The 15,406-nt window shown below is 71.9% G+C and carries 11 protein-coding genes; 6 read left to right on the top strand and 5 right to left on the bottom strand.

The genetic code is table 11. The features are described from left to right. Positions 1-414 precede the first annotated feature (414 nt). On the top strand, positions 415-2,808 hold the full coding sequence (locus HG543_RS41225) for a glycoside hydrolase family 31 protein (RefSeq protein ID WP_169350419.1): 2,394 nt from the start codon (positions 415-417) through the stop codon (positions 2,806-2,808). Between the two features lie 42 nt (positions 2,809-2,850). Here the strand turns inward: HG543_RS41225 and HG543_RS41220 are convergent, their stop codons facing one another. After that, entirely contained in the window at positions 2,851-3,345 is a 495-nt protein-coding gene (locus HG543_RS41220) for a hypothetical protein (protein ID WP_169350418.1), read from the bottom strand. 11 nt (positions 3,346-3,356) lie between these two features. Continuing rightward, on the bottom strand, positions 3,357-4,271 hold the full coding sequence (locus HG543_RS41215; protein WP_169350417.1) for a DUF2381 family protein: 915 nt from the start codon (positions 4,269-4,271) through the stop codon (positions 3,357-3,359). A 178-nt stretch (positions 4,272-4,449) separates the two neighbouring features. On the opposite strand from HG543_RS41215, the gene HG543_RS41210 reads away from it, so the two are divergent. Next, positions 4,450-4,908, top strand: a complete 459-nt coding sequence (locus HG543_RS41210; protein WP_169350416.1) for an SMI1/KNR4 family protein — start codon at positions 4,450-4,452, stop codon at positions 4,906-4,908. 38 nt (positions 4,909-4,946) lie between these two features. Here HG543_RS41210 and HG543_RS41205 read toward each other — a convergent pair whose 3' ends face one another. From HG543_RS41205 to xth, 3 genes are all read right to left on the bottom strand, one after another. Next, positions 4,947-6,119 (bottom strand): threonine synthase, encoded by a 1,173-nt coding sequence (locus tag HG543_RS41205; protein WP_169350415.1) that lies wholly within the window; start codon positions 6,117-6,119, stop codon positions 4,947-4,949. Positions 6,120-6,222: 103 nt separating this feature from the next. Next, positions 6,223-8,307, bottom strand: coding sequence for a PAS domain S-box protein (locus HG543_RS41200; protein WP_169350414.1), 2,085 nt, complete (start codon positions 8,305-8,307; stop codon positions 6,223-6,225). A 198-nt stretch (positions 8,308-8,505) separates the two neighbouring features. Continuing rightward, the gene (xth, locus tag HG543_RS41195; protein WP_169350413.1) at positions 8,506-9,276 is read right to left on the bottom strand and encodes an exodeoxyribonuclease III; all 771 of its coding nucleotides are present in this window, start codon (positions 9,274-9,276) and stop codon (positions 8,506-8,508) included. Between the two features lie 166 nt (positions 9,277-9,442). On the opposite strand from xth, the gene HG543_RS41190 reads away from it, so the two are divergent. The 4 genes from HG543_RS41190 to HG543_RS41175 form a co-directional block, all read left to right on the top strand. Continuing rightward, positions 9,443-10,483, top strand: a complete 1,041-nt coding sequence (locus HG543_RS41190) for a tetratricopeptide repeat protein (RefSeq protein ID WP_169350412.1) — start codon at positions 9,443-9,445, stop codon at positions 10,481-10,483. Positions 10,484-10,577: 94 nt separating this feature from the next. Next, entirely contained in the window at positions 10,578-13,205 is a 2,628-nt protein-coding gene (locus HG543_RS41185) for a penicillin-binding protein 1A (RefSeq protein ID WP_171818223.1), read from the top strand. Beyond that, positions 13,202-14,560, top strand: a complete 1,359-nt coding sequence (locus tag HG543_RS41180; protein WP_169350411.1) for an FG-GAP-like repeat-containing protein — start codon at positions 13,202-13,204, stop codon at positions 14,558-14,560. Before HG543_RS41185 ends, HG543_RS41180 begins: the two co-directional genes overlap by 4 nt. Continuing rightward, positions 14,557-15,406 (top strand): periplasmic substrate-binding domain-containing protein (locus HG543_RS41175; RefSeq protein ID WP_500690510.1); only part of this gene is annotated, 850 nt, incomplete at its 3' end. The genes HG543_RS41180 and HG543_RS41175, both read left to right, overlap by 4 nt.

The raw sequence follows: 15,406 nt of genomic DNA, 5'->3' as shown, positions 1-15,406 counted from the left end.
AGCCCCAGCGGCTGAAGCCCCTTCGGCCCCGTCTGCTCGACGCGGGTGTTGCCCGGCCGCGCCCGCAGGCGTCCATCACTCCTCAACGTGTGCAGGGCATCGCCCCGCGGTCCCTCGAATGCCATGGTCGTGCGTCCTGTGTCCTTCGTGCGTTCACACCCGGCGCCCGACAGGAGCACCGCCGCCGTCCCCAGCGCCCCACCCGCACGCGGGAACCACCACGAACCCCTGCGGGATGTCCGCTGCCTCATCTCGCCTCCGCCTCCTCGGCCCATGCCCCTCGTGTGGAAGCGTCGGCCAGGTGCTGGAAGCCGTGTCTTCGAGGGCACACGGGTGTTCGGGAAGAACATCTCGCGCGCCCCTGACATTCTTCGCGCGCCGCCTGCTCGCCCGCCCTCCGTAGAATCGGCGCATATGCGCATCGAAGAGCTGGCCGTCGAGCCTGCCCGCCTGCGGCTGTGGGGACCGCGGGCCACCGTCGAAATCTCCTGCCCCCTGCCCGGCGTGCTGCGGCTCCGTCACGCCCCCACCTCCTCCACCGTCGGCTTCCTGCACCCCCAACTGCCACCCAAGCGCTCGTGGGCCGTGGTGGGCGCCGCCGGCCTGCGTCCCCTCGACGTCACGCGCGAGGAAGGACGCGTGCGGGTGCGCACCGAGGACGTGGCGCTGGAGCTGGCCATGGACACCGGCACGTGGCGCTTCCTCGACGCGGAGGGGCGCGAGCTGGCGCGCAGCACCCGCGTGGCCGGCGAGGTGAAGTCCGGCTACCCCATGAGCACGTACCGCTCGTGGCTCACGCTGCACGCGCCCCCGGGCGAGTCCTACCTGGGCTTCGGCGAGAAGGTGGGCCCGCTCGACAAGCGCGGCATGCACTTCACGTTCTGGAACACGGACGTGATGCCGCACCACCCGGACACCGACCCGCTCTATCAGTCCATCCCCTTCTTCGTGGGCCTGCGCGGTGGCGTGGCCTGGGGCATGTACCTCGACGAGACGTGGCGCTCCGAGGTGGACGTCGCGCTGTCCGACGGGACGCAGATGGCCTGGGAGTCCTGGGGCCCGGAGCTGGACTGCTACCTCTTCGTCGGCCCCCGGCCCGCGGACGTGGTGCGGCGCTACACCACGCTCACCGGCCGCATGCCCCTGCCTCCCCTGTGGAGCCTCGGCGCGCAGCAGAGCCGCTGGGGCTACGAGAGCGCGCAGGACGTGCGAGGCGTCATCCGCGGCTACCGCGCGAGGGACTTGCCGCTGGACTGCGTGTACCTCGACATCGACTACATGGAGACCTACAAGGTCTGGACGTGGGACCGCACCCGCTTCCCGGACCCGGCGGCGCTCATCCGCGACGCCGCCGCCGAGGGTGTGCGCGTGGTGCCCATCATCGACCCGGCCCTGAAGCAGGAGCCCGGGTGGTCCGTGTACGAGGAGGCTCGCAAGCGCGACTTCCTCGTGCGGTATGACCGCGGCGACGTGCTGGTGGGCGAGGTGTGGCCGCGCCCCGCCGTCTTCCCGGACCTCACGCGCGACGAGGTGCAGCGCTGGTGGGGCGGCCTGCACCGCGACTTCGTGGCGCTGGGCGTGGCCGGCTTCTGGAACGACATGAACGAGCCGGCCTGCTTCGCGGTGCAGCCGGACGTGGGCATCTTCACCATCTCCAACGAGCGCGCCCAGGGCATCGGCACGGTGGAGGGCAAGACGCTGCCGTACGACGCGCGGCACGGGGACAAGCGGCACCTGGAGGTGCACAACGTCTACGCGCTGGGCATGGCGAAGGGGGCCTTCGAGGCACTGCGGGAGCTGCGGCCGGAGGCGCGGCCCTTCCTCCTCACGCGCGCGGGCTCCGCGGGCATCCAGCGCTACGCGGCGGTGTGGACGGGGGACAACTCCAGCCACTGGACGCAGCTGGAGACGAGCATCCCCATGCTGGTGGGGCTGGGCCTGTCCGGCGTGCCCTTCACGGGCGTGGACATCCCCGGCTTCATCGGCATGCCCAGCGGCGAGCTGCTCGTGCGGTGGATGCAGACGGGCACCTTCTACCCGTTGATGCGCAACCACGCGGGCAAGGGCACGGAGCCGCAGGAGCCGTGGCGCTTCGGCGAGCCGTACCTCTCCCTGGCGCGCGACGCGCTGAAGCGGCGCTACCGGCTGCTGCCCACGCTCTACACGCTGATGCACGAGGCCGCGGAGACGGGACTGCCCCCGATGCGCCCGCTGGTCCTGCACACGCCCGAGGACGCGGAGACGGTGGCCGCGTACGACCAGTTCCTCTTCGGCGAGGCCCTGCTGGTGGCGCCGGTGGTGCGCCCCGGACACACGAAGCGGCTGGCGTACCTGCCCGCGGGCCTGTGGATGGAGTGGCCCGGGCTGGACCGGCCGGGAGCGATTGTCGAGGGCGGCCGGCACGTCATCGCGGAGGGGCCGCTGGACACGGTGCCCATGTGGCTGCGCGCGGGCGGCGCGGTGGCGCTGACGCGGCCGACGAAGCACACCACCACGGCCAACTGGAGCCACCTGGAGTGGCACGTGCACGCGGCCCCGGAGGTGCACGGGCGGCTCTACGAGGACGCGGGAGATGGGTATGGCGACTCGCGCCTCACCACGCTGAGCGGGCGGCTGGGGGCCGGCGTGCTCGAGCTGGAGCAGCGCGTGGAGGGGCTGCTGCCCCTGTCACGCGCGGAGGAGACGATTCGCGTGTACGGGCTGCCCTACGCCAGCGGCGTGACGGGCGCGCTCTCGCATACGTTCGAGCGCGGCGTGCTGGAGATTCGCGTCGCCGCGGGGTGGACGAAGCTCACCGTGGACACGTGAGGAGACCTCAAGCGATGCGGAGAGAAATGTCCATCATCCGTTTCATCTGAAGCTGTCCACGATGAAGACGCCTGCGCGCGAAGAGCCAAGGATGGCGGTTCCGGGCTTGGAGCCGGACCGCTTCCGGAGTTGCCCCATTCCGAGCCGGGCAACGGCGCAGATGGGAACATTGTCGCCTCCATCCAAAGGCTGGGCTTCGTAGTACCGGATGACCACTTGAGGGCCGCTCGTCCAGACCCGCCCATAGAGCCGGGCCGGCGCATCCAGCAGACCGAGATCCTCGTCGAGGATGCTCTCGATGGGGCCCTCATACAGGGTGATGGCGTCGGTCAGGCTCTGGTTCGCATCGAGTTCTACCGATGCGGACTCTCCGACGAACAGCCGCAAGTAACGCATGGCCTCACGGGCCTTCTGCGGACACTCCTCCGGTCCGGGGGTTCCGTCGGCACGAAGAGCCACTCCACCGGAAGTCGCGCACCCCGAGGGAGCCGCGAGCAGGGCGGCGCAGCACACGAGCGCAAGTCGTTTGGAGCGCATGCGCCCCGCTCTTACTTCCCGCTCAACTGGTGGGCCAGTGGAATGACGGCTTGCCGGACTCCATCGTGCCGGTACACCTCCAGGACGAGGTTCGTCAGCTTGCCCTCCTCCACGAAAGCGCTCCTGTCCGCGACGATGGCAACCACCCCGGATTCCCCAGGGGCCAGAGAAGAGTCTGTCGAACGGAACGCCACGCTTCGGTCCATTCCGGTGGACTCCGTCATGAGGCGGACCTTCTTCATGCTCCAGGCCTGTTCTGAATGGAGATGCCGGACCTTGAGCACAACAGCCGCCTTGCCACGCCCTCGGTAAAAAATGGCCTCGACGTCGGACTCCGCATCCCTGTCCGCAAGTCGATAGGCCACCTTGAAGGGGGTCTGCTTCACCGCGCCAGAAGCCAGCAGCGCCGCGAGAGCATGGTCCTCGGAGGACTCCTCCTTGCGGTATCGCTCGAGTTGCTCCGCTAGCACCTGCTTCTCCTCAAGGGCCTCTCTCAAGGCCGAGGCCATGGCGCCATGGCTCTCACGGTCCTTGAACACGTTCACCTGCTGATCCGGCCACCCTTCCATCACCGGCCTGAGGAGGAATGGAACCTCCGTTCCATCCGCAAGCGTCACGAGGAGGGGAACCGCTTCATCCTCGGCAAGATCGCGGAGCGGTTGCAGAAGCACCCATCGTCCAACAACGCCCACCGGTTCGAACCGCCCTTCCCATCCCAGCAACCTTGTCCTTGCCGGATCACAGGGCTGCTCGAATCGCAGGACCGTCACAACCTGCCCCTTCACATGGAGCCGGTGGGTGGCATCGTCCGGATGCTGTGACAGCAGCAACGTCCTGACATGGGCGCCCTCCCGCCCTCGGGCGGACGCAACGGCTGCCACAAGGCAAAGGAAGAGGACCGCCCTGCTGGATGAGTGCTTCCACATAGAGCAGGGAACCTACCAGGGTGGGCACAAGGCGAACAACCTGCCAGGAATCCCAGATGAATTGAGCTCGGCATGGGCCGCGACAACATCCAACGCTTCGCCAGCGGCCATTCGCAACGAAGAGCCGCACAGAGGGGAGACATCCGGCCGACCCCGACAGGCCGTACGTGGATTGACCATGAAGATAGAGGACCTGCTCGCTGAAGTCTCCCGCGCGCACTACCCGCGCCCGCCGGCCACGCCTGCGCAAGTCGCCGCTTTCGAGGCGCGCGTCGGATGGCGACTCGACGACGAACTGCGCGCCTTCTACCTCCACTGCGACGGGGCGGAGCTGTTCCGGCCACTGCCGGATGCGAACTACAGCCTCCTGCCCCTCTCTGAAATCCAGCGCGCGCGGGTGGCCATCTGGGGCCAGGACGAGGACGCGGCCGGCTCCCCGTCCTGGTACACGCTGGTGGATTGCCAGGACACGGACTTCGTGCTCGTGGATGTGGCGCAGCAGCACGACGGCCGGTACCCACTGCTGGACGCCTACCATGGGACGTACCCGCGGGTCCGGCCGATTGCCACCTCCTTCCGCGAGTTCCTGGAGCGGGCACTGCACAGCGGAGACACGTTCTTCTGGCTGCGCAAGTAGCGGCACCTGTCCGCCGGCCCGTCCGCCTCAGCCCCGCGTCACCACAGCGGGGCCATGTTCTCCACGTACTTGAAGCCGGTGCCCGTGTTGAACACCACCACGGACTCGTCGGGCGTCACCTGCCCCGCCGCCTGGAGCTTGCGCAGCGCCGCCACGCACGCGCCGCCCTCCGGCGCCACGAAGAGGCCCTCCGCCGCGGAGATGTCCTTCACGCCCTGGATGATTTCCGCCTCCGTCACGGCCACCGCCGTGCCGCCGCTCTCCTTCACCGCGCGCAGAATCAGGAAGTCGCCCAGCGCCTTCGGCACCCGCAGGCCGTGCGCATGCGTCGTCGCCCCGGGCCACATCGGCGCGTCCGGCTTGCCCTCCGCGTGCGCCTTCACAATCGGCGCGCACCCCTCCGCCTGCACCGCCACCATGCGCGGACGCTTCGAGCCGATGAGCCCCATCGTCTCCATCTCCTCGAACGCCTTCCACATGCCGATGAGCCCCGTGCCGCCCCCCGTCGGATAGAGAATCACGTCCGGCAGCGTCCACCCGAGCTGCTCCGCCAGCTCGTAGCCCATCGTCTTCTTGCCCTCCACGCGGTAGGGCTCCTTCAGCGTCGCGCACTCGTACCAGCCGTGCTCCTTCGCCAGCCCCGCGCAGATGCGCCCCGCGTCCGTGATGAGGCCGTCCACCGTCTCCACGTGCGCGCCGTACGCCCGCGTCTCCATCAGGAACAGGCTCGCGATGTCCTTCGGCACGAAGACGTGCGCCTCCAGCCCGCCCCGCGCCGCGTACGCCCCCAGCGCGCTGCCCGCGTTGCCCGCCGACGGCAGGCACACCGCCTTCGCCCCCAGCACCTTCGCCATCGTCACCGCCGCCGACAGCCCGCGCGCCTTGAAAGAGCCCGTCGGATTCCCGCTCTCGTCCTTCACCCACACCCGCTTCATCCCCATCCGAGCCCCCAGCCGCGGCGTGGGCAACAGCGGCGTCCAGCCCTCGCCCAGCGTCAACCACTGCGCCGGGTCCTCCACCGGCATCACCTCGTGGTAGCGCCACATGGAGCGCTCACGCGTGGCCAGCGCCTCCGGCCGAAGCGTCCTCGCCGCGCGCTCCAGGTCGTACCGCGCGAACAGCGGCGCGTTGCACGCGGTGCACAGGTTCAGCACGACGCCCGGCGCGTACGTCCGGTCGCACTTCGTACAATCCAATCGGGTCAGGGCCATGAGGCCGGCGAATCTATGCCAGACGCCTCCGCCGCGATGCCCCCGGTGTCACGCCCCTGACGTCCTCCTGACGCGTCCCAGTAGGAGAAGCGAAGAAGCCGCCTCAGTGGGAGGTGGCGGTGCCGGCCTGCGTCACCAGCGGAAGGTCCACCGTGAAGGTGGAGCCCTGGCCCGGCTCGCTCGTGGCGCGGATGACGCCGCCCAGGGCGTCGACAATCTGCCGGGTGATGTAGAGCCCCAGGCCCAGGCCGCCATAGTGCCGGTCGCTCACCGCGCGCTCGAACTTCTCGAAGATGCGCGGCAGCGCCTCCGGGGCGATGCCGATGCCCTCGTCCCGCACCTCCAGCCGGGCCCGGTCGCCCTCGCGCCACACCCGCACCCGCACCGGCTGGCCGCCGCCGTACTTCAGCGCGTTGGACAAGAGGTTCGTCATCACCTGCTCCAGCCGCTGCCAGTCCCACAGCCCCTGGAGGGACTCGGGGACATCCACCTCCAGCCGGCCGCCCTGGCGCAGCACCTCGGGCTCGAAGCGCGCCGCCGTGTCGCGCACCACGGCGGCCAGGTCCACCGGCTCCAGCGTCAGCGAGAAGCGCCCGGAGCTGATGCGCGACACGTCCAGCAGCTCGTCCATCAGAGACGACAGGCGCCGCACCTGCTGCCGCATCATCTCCACGTCGGCCGACAGCTTCGGCCAGTTCTCCGGCGGGAAGGACTCCGCCGAGCGCGCCAGCATCTGGAGCTTGAGCGACAGCGGCGTCAGCGGCGTCTTCAGCTCGTGGCTGGCCACCTGGAGGAACTCCTCACGCACGCGCACGGCCTGCTGCGCCTCGCGGTACAGGCGGCCGTTGTCCAGCGCGAGCGCGGCGCGGCGGGCCAGGTCCTCGGCCATCTCCAGGTCCACGCGGCTGAAGCGCCGGCCCGGGGCGACGGCCAGGAAGGTGATGACGCCCAGCGTGCGCCCGCGCGCCATCAACGGCACGGACATGATGGAGTTGAAGCCGATGGCGCGAATCTGCGTCAGGTGCTCGGCGCTGAGGGCCGAGCGCTGCTTCCACGCGTCATCCGCGTCCTCGACCAGCACCGAACGCCCCTCCAGGAGGACGCGGGTGGGCGGATGCTCGGGATTGGCCTCCCACCGGGGAGGAAAGCGCGACGCCTTCTGCACGAGCGGCAGCAGTGCCGGGTCCGCGCAGGCCACCTCCACGCGCTTGATGCCGCCGCCCTCCTCGAGGATGTCCAGCATGCACCAGTCGCCCACGGCGGGCACCGACAGCCGCGCCGCGCGCGCCAGCGTGGCCTCGTAGTCGAGCGACTCGGACAACAGGCGACTCGCCTCGGACATGAAGGACAGGCGCTGCTCGCCGCGCTTGAGTTCCTGGATGTCGATGACCGAGCCGATGTAGCCCAGGTACTCGCCGGAAGGGCCGAAGCGCGGGCTCGCCGAGTCGATGGCCCAGCGGTACTCGCCGTGGCGCGTGCGGATGCGGTACTCCACCCGGTACGGCTCCTGGCGCGCGAGGGACGAGAGGAACGTGTCGCCAGCCACGGCGCGGTCCTCGGGGTGGACGGCGTCCAGCCAGCCCAGGCCCAGGCCCTCCTCCGGCGACTGCCCGGTGAAGTCGTGCCACTGGCGGTTGAGCCAGAGACACTGGCCCTGGGCATCGGTCATCCACAGCATGACCGGGGCGTTGTCCGCCATGTTGCGGAAGCGCGCCTCGCTCTCGCGCAGGGCCTGCTCCTGGTCCGCCAGGGCCTGGGCGGCGCGGCGCCGCTCCGTCACGTCGCGGATGAAGAGGATGAGCCCGGTGGGCGACGGCGAGGCGCGTGCCTCGAACCAGGCATTGGAGGTGGGCACGAAGTCCTCGTGGAGGACCTCGACGCCGTCGCGCATCGCGCGCCGGTAGACGTCCGCGAAGGAGGTGGTGCCCAGGATGGGGAACTCCGTCCAGAGGTCCTTGCCGAGCAGGTTCTGCCGGGAGCGCCCCAGCACACGCTCCATCCACGCGTTGATGAAGGTCAGGCGCCAGTGCCGGTCCACCGCCACCACGCCGTTGCCCACGCCGTCCAGCATGGCCGCGAGCTCGGCGGGGCTGGCGCCGGGCCCCCCCGCGCGGGAGTCCCCGTCCGTGACGGGAGCCTCCTCTCTCAGGGGGCGCTCCGGGCTGCCGGTGGATTTGCTCGTGGCCACGGTGCTCCCCTGGGCGCTGCGCGCCCCCGACCTCGCGGGCCCGTTCCGCCAGGCAACGGGGATGAGGGCGCACTATGGAGCAGGGGCCGCTCCCTTTTCACCTGTACGAGCACGCGTAACGGCCTCGTGGAGGGGCCGCTCACCAGACACGCCTTGGACGCACCCTCCACAGGCTCTGGACGTGAGCCTGCTCGGAGTTCAGGCGCGCAGCTCGATCCAGACGGGCGCGTGGTCGGACGGCTGCTTGCCCTTGCGGGCCTCGCGGTCCACGTCCGAGGCCACCAGCCGCGAGGCCAGCGACTCCGTCACGTAGAGGTGGTCGATGCGCAGGCCGCGGTTCTTCGGGAAGGCCAGCATGCGGTAGTCCCACCACGAGAACTTCTGCACGTCCGGGTACAGCACGCGGAAGGCGTCCTTCAGTCCGAAGTCACACACCTTCTTCAGCGCGGCCTTCTCCTTGGCGGTGAAGAGCGTCTGGCCCTCCCACTCCTTCGGGTCGTAGGTGTCGATGTCCGCGGGGGCGACGTTCCAGTCACCGCCCAGCACCAGCGGCTCACCGGGCTTGTGGCGCGTGTCGAGGTAGTGCCGCAGCCGCTCGTACCACTGGAGCTTGTAGTGGTACTGCTCCGAGTCCACCGACTGCCCGTTGGGCGCGTAGGCGCTCACCACGCGGATGCCGCCCACGGTGGCCGCGATGAGGCGCGCGTGCGTGTCATCCACGCCGTCCGACAGCCCACGCACCACGTCCCGGGGCTCCTCCTTCGCGAGGATGGCGACGCCGTTGTACGTCTTCTGGCCGTGCACCGCCGCGTGGTAGCCCACCTCCCGCACCGCGTCGGTGGGGAAGTCGGCGTCCGTGCACTTGAGCTCCTGCAGGCACACGATGTCCGGCTGCGCGGTCCTCAACCAGTCGAGCACCCGCTCCTGCCGGGCCCGAATCGAGTTCACGTTCCAGGTGGCGATCTTCATCGCGCGGACCGTTGCATGACACCCGCGCCCCCGCCACGCTTTTCCCCTGCTCCGTGGCCAGGAGGCCACACCTCGCGCCTCCTCCGAGGGGAAAGGGCCCTGGCACGGCAGTGGCAATGGCACCCGGGTGGGAGTGCGGCACACGGCTCCCATCGAGGTCGCCGCCATGAGCACGAGGACGAAGAAGGCCACCCCCCGCCCGGGCTTCCGCCTGCCCCCGGCACTCAAGACGTCGCTGCTGCCGGCCTGCCTCGCCGTGTTCGGGGTCACCGCCTGGGGCGACATCCCCCTGCCCTCCTCGTGGCGCCCGTGGGTGGCCATCGCCCAGCAGGCCCGCCGTGGCGAGGCCCCGGACCCGCGCCCCATGGAGGAGACGCGGCTCGCGCTCACCGAGGAGGCGCCCCCGCACTTCTGGCACGAGGAGGTCCCGTCCGTGGAGCCTCGCGAGGAGGCCTCGGCCGAGCAGCTCGCCCTGCCGCACACCCACGGCCGGCGCGTGGACCACCTGGCCCGCGCGCGCACGCTGAAGGAACTGGGCGACATCTCCGGCGCCCTCACCGAGTGCCGCCGCGCCCTGCATGACGACCCGGCCGACACGGACGCGCTGGCACTGGCCGCGCGGCTCGCCCGGCTGGGAGGACAGACGGAGGTGGCGGTGCTGGCGTACGAGCAGCTCGGCCGCCTGCTGCCCGAGGACACCGACGCGCTGGTGCACCAGGCGCGACTGCTGGTGTCGCTGGGCCGCTACCCGGAGGCCGTGCGCGTGGGGGAGGAGGCCCTGGTGCGAGACCCGGAGGACGCCGAGGCGTACCAGGTGCTCGGCCGCGCCCACCTGAGCGCCGGGGAGCTGCCGGCCGCCATCCTCCGCTTCCAGCAGGCGGTGCACCTGGACCCGGAGCACGGCTACGCGCTCAACAACCTGGGCTTCGCGTACCTGCGCGCGGGCGAGGATGCGAAGGCGGCGGACGTGCTGTCCCGGGCCGCCTCCCTGCTCCCCCACGTGGCCTACGTCCACAACAACCTCGGGGTGGCCTGGGAGCGGCTGGGCCGGGTGGAGGACGCCCGGGCCGCGTATGCCACCGCTACACGCCTGTCGCCCCGCTACGTCCAGGCGCGCGTCAACGCGGACCGCGTGAATCGCCTGGCCCGGGTGGGCGTCCCCCTCGCCGGGGCGCGGGACGCGGCCCCCGTGGCCCCGGCGCCGTAGCGCCTGTCCGCTCGGATACCGGCCCGGGGCGGACTCCAGGCCGGTTCCCGTTCCCGTGCCCCCGGTCTAACGTGCAGCCCTCTTCGAAAGTGCCATGACCCCGGCTCCCGTGATGCCCCATCCGCCCGAACCCTCCACGCCTTCCCCGTCCGCGCCTCCGCCTCCGGCGCGCCCCGGGCTCGGTGCCCGCCTGTGGCGCTGGACGAAGCGGCTGCTCATCCTCGGCGCCGTGTGTTTCGTGCTGGGGGTGCTCGCGCTCGTCGGCGGCTACCTGTACTACAGCCGGGACCTGCCCTCCGTGGAGGCGCTGCGCCACTACCAGCCGCCGCAGGTCACCAAGGTGACGTGCGCGGACGGCAGCCTGTGCGCGGAGTTCGCCCACGAGCGGCGCACGCTGATTCGCGTGGAGGACCTGCCGCCCCACGTGCGCAATGCGTTCCTCGCGGCCGAAGACGCGGACTTCTACAAGCACGAGGGCCTGGACCCGTTCGGCATCGCCCGCGCCGCGGTGAAGAACCTCATCCCCGGCAGCCGCAAGTCCGGCGCGTCCACGATTACACAGCAGGTGGTGAAGAACCTGCTGCTCACGCCCGAGCGCAGCTTCAACCGCAAGGCGCGCGAGTGGATTCTCACGCCGCGCGTGGAGGAGGCGCTCACCAAGGACCAGATTCTCGCGCTCTACATCAACCAGTCCTACTACGGGCAGCGCCGCTACGGTCTGGAGGAGGCCGCCCTCTTCTACTTCGGCAAGCACGCCAAGGATTTGTCCGTCGGCGAGGCGGCGGTGCTCGCCGGCACCGTGCAGATTCCCCACCGCATCAACCCGGTGACGAACATCACGCGGGCGAAGTCGCGCCAGCGTTACGTGCTCCAGCAGATGGCGCGGCACGGCTTCGTGCCGGAGGACGTGGTGGCGGCGGAGATGGACAAGCCCATCGTCCTGGCGCCGCGCCAGGAGAAGCCGGTGGGCCTGTACTACGCGGAGGAGATTCGCCGCACCCTCATCGCCCGGTACGGCGAGAAGGCGGTGATGGAGGGAGGCCTGCGCGTGGACATCGCCATGGTGCCGAAGCTGCAGGTCGCCGCCGAGCAGGCGGTGCGCGAGGGCCTGGAGGCGGTGGACCGGCGCCAGGGCTACCGCGGCCCCCGGGGCACGCTGACGGACGCGCAGTGGACGCGGCTGCGCGGGCTCATCACCACGCGCATCGAGGAGGCCGGGCGCCGGCAGAAGGACCAGGGCTACGTGGCCGACCTGGCGCCGCTGGCCCAGGTGGAGAAGGAGGAGGAGCCCCAGGCGGCCCAGGCCGCGCGGGGCGAGCTGGATGAGGACGGCGCCGAGGAGCAGCTGCCGGAATTGACGCCCGAGGAGGAGGCCGCGCGCTCCGAGGAGGAGAAGCTGGCGCGCGCCGTGCGCCTCAAGCCGCTGGAGGAGGGGCTGCGCCTCACCGGCTACGTCACCGAGGTGGACGACAAGCGCAACATCGCGCGCGTGGACCTGGTGGGCCGCACCGCCGAGGTGCCCTTCTCCACCGCGACGTGGGCGCGCCAGAAGGGCAAGGGCACGCCGAAGAAGGCCTCCGACGTCTTCGAGAAGGGCCAGCTCGTCTACGTGCGCGTGCTCAAGGCGCCGCCCGCGCCGGCCTTCGTGGAGGCCGCGCTGGACCAGGTGCCGCTCGCGCAGGGCGGGCTCGTGGTCATCAAGCCGGACAACCGCAACGTGGCGGCGCTGGTGGGCGGCTATGACGCGGAGCGCTCGTCCTTCAACCGCGCCACGCAGGCCAGGCGTCAGCCGGGCTCGTCCTTCAAGCCCTTCCTGTACGCGGCGGCCATGGGCAGCGGGCGCTACACGCCGCTGTCCAAGGTGAACGACGCCCCCGAGGCCATCCGCGACCCGTACACGGGCAGGACGTGGAAGCCGCAGAACTACGACCGCCAGTTCGAGGGGCCGATGACGCTGCGCGAGGCGCTCACCAAGTCGAAGAACACGGTGTCCGTGCGCCTCATCGAGGCGCTCACCCCGGCGAACATCATCGACTTCGCGCGCCGCGCGGGCATCCATTCCGCGCTGCCGGAGAACCTCACGCTGGCGCTGGGCACCGGCGAGGTGACGATGCTGGAGGCCGTCAACGCGTACGCGACGCTCCAGTCCAACGGCAAGTACGCCGAGCCGCTGATGCTGCTGCGCGTGCGCGACGCGAGCGGCAAGGTGCTGGAGGAGCACCAGCCCGCCTTCGAGGAGACGCTGCCCCCGGCGGTGGCGTACCTCACCACGTCGCTGATGCGCAGCGTGGTGGAGGAGGGCACGGCCAAGGCGGTGCGCGAGCTGAACCGGCCCGCCGCTGGCAAGACGGGCACCACGCAGGAGTCCAAGGACACGTGGTTCTCCGGCTACACGGCGGACTGGGTGGCCAGCGCGTGGGTGGGCTTCGACGACAACTCGCCGCTGGGTGGCAGCGAGACGGGTGGCCGCGCCGCGCTGCCCATCTGGCTCCAGTTCATGCGCGTGGCCCACGAGGGCCTGCCCGCGCGCGAGTTCGAGGTGCCGGCCGGCGTCGTGCAGGTGCGCATCGACCCCGTCAGCGGCCTGCTGGCGGGCGCCTCCGTCCCGGGCCGCCTGGAGCCGTTCCTCGAGGGCACGCAGCCCACGGCCGAGGCGCCTCCGCCGGGCCAGGTGACCCCCGAGAACTTCTTCCTCCAGGAAGGAAACAGGACCGGTTTGTGAGCCGAGCCCCACTCCTCGTCCTGCTGGCCGCGCTCGCGGCCGGCGCCGCGCCGCAGTCCCCACCCCCGGCCCCGGAGAATGCCTCCGCCGTCGACCGCCTCGCGGCGTCACTGGCGGAGTCGGTGCGCGCGCTGCGCGCCGAGGCGCCCGTGGCCCTGCACCTGTCCGGAGGCTCCGCCGAGTTGCGGCGCGCCGTGGGCACGGTGCTGGCGGCGCGGCTGTCCGCCGCCGGGCTGGCGCCGGTGGTGGTGGATGCGCCCACGCCCGAAGCAGCGGAGGCCGCCGCCCGCGCACAGGGCGCCCGCACGCTGGTGCGGCTCACGCTGGACGTCGAGGGCGGCGAACTGCGCGCCCGGGGCGACGCGCTGGGCACCTGGGTGAACTTCTGGTCCGGCCGCACCCCCACGCGCCCGCCGAAGCCCGCCGGCGCGCTGGCCGGCGCGGTGGAGGCGGACGCGGCCGTGCTGGCGCTGGCCGCGGTGGGCGCGCCGACGGCCCCCGCCGGAAATGGCTCCGCGCCCCGAGCCGTGCACCTGCTGGGCGCGGCCCTGGCGCGGCTGGAATACCCGCTGGCGGCGCTGGCCGCGGGAGACCTGGACGGGGACGGCCGCGACGAGGTGGCCGCCCTCACCGAGCGCGACGTGTCCGTCTTCGCCGCGGACGGGCGGCTCCTGGCGCGCCGCGAGCTGGACGCCCTGCCCTCCGCCAACGCCACCACCCGCGAGCCCTTCGGCGCGCTGGCCGTGCTGCCGGGGCCTCCGCGGCTGGCCGCGTGGAGCACCCGGCACGCGCAGGGCGAGGTGCTCGCGCTGGAGGCGGGGCGCGGCACGCTGCGGCCGCTGGGGCCGCTGGACACGGCGCCGCTCGCGGCCGTCGAGCGGGGGACCTTCGTTCCGGGGCAGACGGCCTTCGCGCCGGAGGTGCGTCTGGCGGACGGCCGAGCGATGACGGTGCCCGCGCCCTTCACCACCGCGAGCCTCGTCGCGTCGCGGATGTTGTTCGTGCATCCGGACGGCTCCGCGTCCCTCTACCCGCGCGCTGGCGCCGCGCCCACGCGGCTGCATGGCCTGGGCGCGGGCAGCGCGCTGGGTGACCTGGACGGCGACGGGACGCCGGAGCTGCTCACCACCTCGCCGCAGCTCCAGCCCACGCCGGACGTGCTGCGCGTGTACGCCTCCACCGGGGACGACCCCACCGCGCGCGAGCCGCTCTGGCAGGGCGCGCTGCCCGCCGGCCGCGCGCTGTACGTGGTGACGGCCGACCTGGACGGCGACAAGCGCCGTGAGGTGGTGGTGGGCCTGACGAAGCCGGACGGTACCGGCGAGCTCTTCCTCCTGCGCCACGGTGCGCCATGACGCTCCGCAACGCCCTCACGTGCCTCACCCTCCTCGCCTCCGCCTCCGCGGTGGCGGCCGGCCGGCCCCGCTACGGCGGCGAGCTGCGCGTGGCCCATGACGGCCCTCCGGAGGTCGCCGAGCCCGCGCTCGCCGACACGCCGCTGGAGGCCACCCTGCTGGGGCTGCTGTCGCGCCCGGTGTGCCGCACCACGCCGGACGGCGTCGCCCACCCGTCGCTCGCCCAGGCGCTGTCGCGCCCCACGCCCCAGGCCGTGCGCCTCACGCTTCCCAACGCGACGGCGGCCGGCGCCTTGGCCCGCGCGTGGATGCGGCTGGCCGGCACGGAAGGGGCGTCGCCCTACCGCGCCCTGCTCTACCCCGTGCGCGGCGAGGGCCGGCAGGTGAGCGCCAGCGGCGCCACGCTGGAGCTGGCCCTGTCCTTCCCGTGGCCGGACCTGGAGCGCGCGCTGTGCCATCCGGCCCTGGCCGCGCCCGTGGCCTCCGGTCCGCCAGGCCCCTTCAGCGCCGCGGGCCGGGGCGCGCTGGAGGCGCAGCTCGCGTGGCCGCAGGGACGCCCGTACCTGGACCGGCTGCTGCTCACCCGCACCGACGAGCGCGGCCTGGAGCGCCTGTGGTCGGGACGGCAGGTGCAGCTGGAGCTGGGGGTGTCCACGGAGACGGGCACCATCGCGGGCGCGCCCCTGTACGCCACGTTCCTCGCCTTCTCGCCCCGGCGGCTGCCGCCGGACTTCCGGCAGGCCGTGGAGAGCGCCATCGACCGGGAGGACCTCACCCGCCTCTTCGTCCACGCCCCGGCGCTGCCCATGCCGCACCTGCTGCCGCCCCTGATGATGCAGCAGGGCC

Origin of the sequence: Pyxidicoccus fallax (assembly GCF_012933655.1) — a bacterium.
GTDB lineage: Bacteria > Myxococcota > Myxococcia > Myxococcales > Myxococcaceae > Myxococcus > Myxococcus fallax.
Note: the sequence above shows the minus strand (reverse complement) of the source record. Positions and strands in the feature narration are given on the sequence as shown.

Coding starts and splice junctions, on each gene's coding strand:
- HG543_RS41205 (WP_169350415.1), bottom strand. CDS start 6,119: ATGGCCCTGACCCGATTGGATTGTACGAAGTGCGACCGGACGTACGCG.
- HG543_RS41185 (WP_171818223.1), top strand. CDS start 10,578: ATGACCCCGGCTCCCGTGATGCCCCATCCGCCCGAACCCTCCACGCCT.
- HG543_RS41220 (WP_169350418.1), bottom strand. CDS start 3,345: ATGCGCTCCAAACGACTTGCGCTCGTGTGCTGCGCCGCCCTGCTCGCG.
- HG543_RS41215 (WP_169350417.1), bottom strand. CDS start 4,271: ATGTGGAAGCACTCATCCAGCAGGGCGGTCCTCTTCCTTTGCCTTGTG.
- HG543_RS41225 (WP_169350419.1), top strand. CDS start 415: ATGCGCATCGAAGAGCTGGCCGTCGAGCCTGCCCGCCTGCGGCTGTGG.
- xth (WP_169350413.1), bottom strand. CDS start 9,276: ATGAAGATCGCCACCTGGAACGTGAACTCGATTCGGGCCCGGCAGGAG.
- HG543_RS41210 (WP_169350416.1), top strand. CDS start 4,450: ATGAAGATAGAGGACCTGCTCGCTGAAGTCTCCCGCGCGCACTACCCG.
- HG543_RS41190 (WP_169350412.1), top strand. CDS start 9,443: ATGAGCACGAGGACGAAGAAGGCCACCCCCCGCCCGGGCTTCCGCCTG.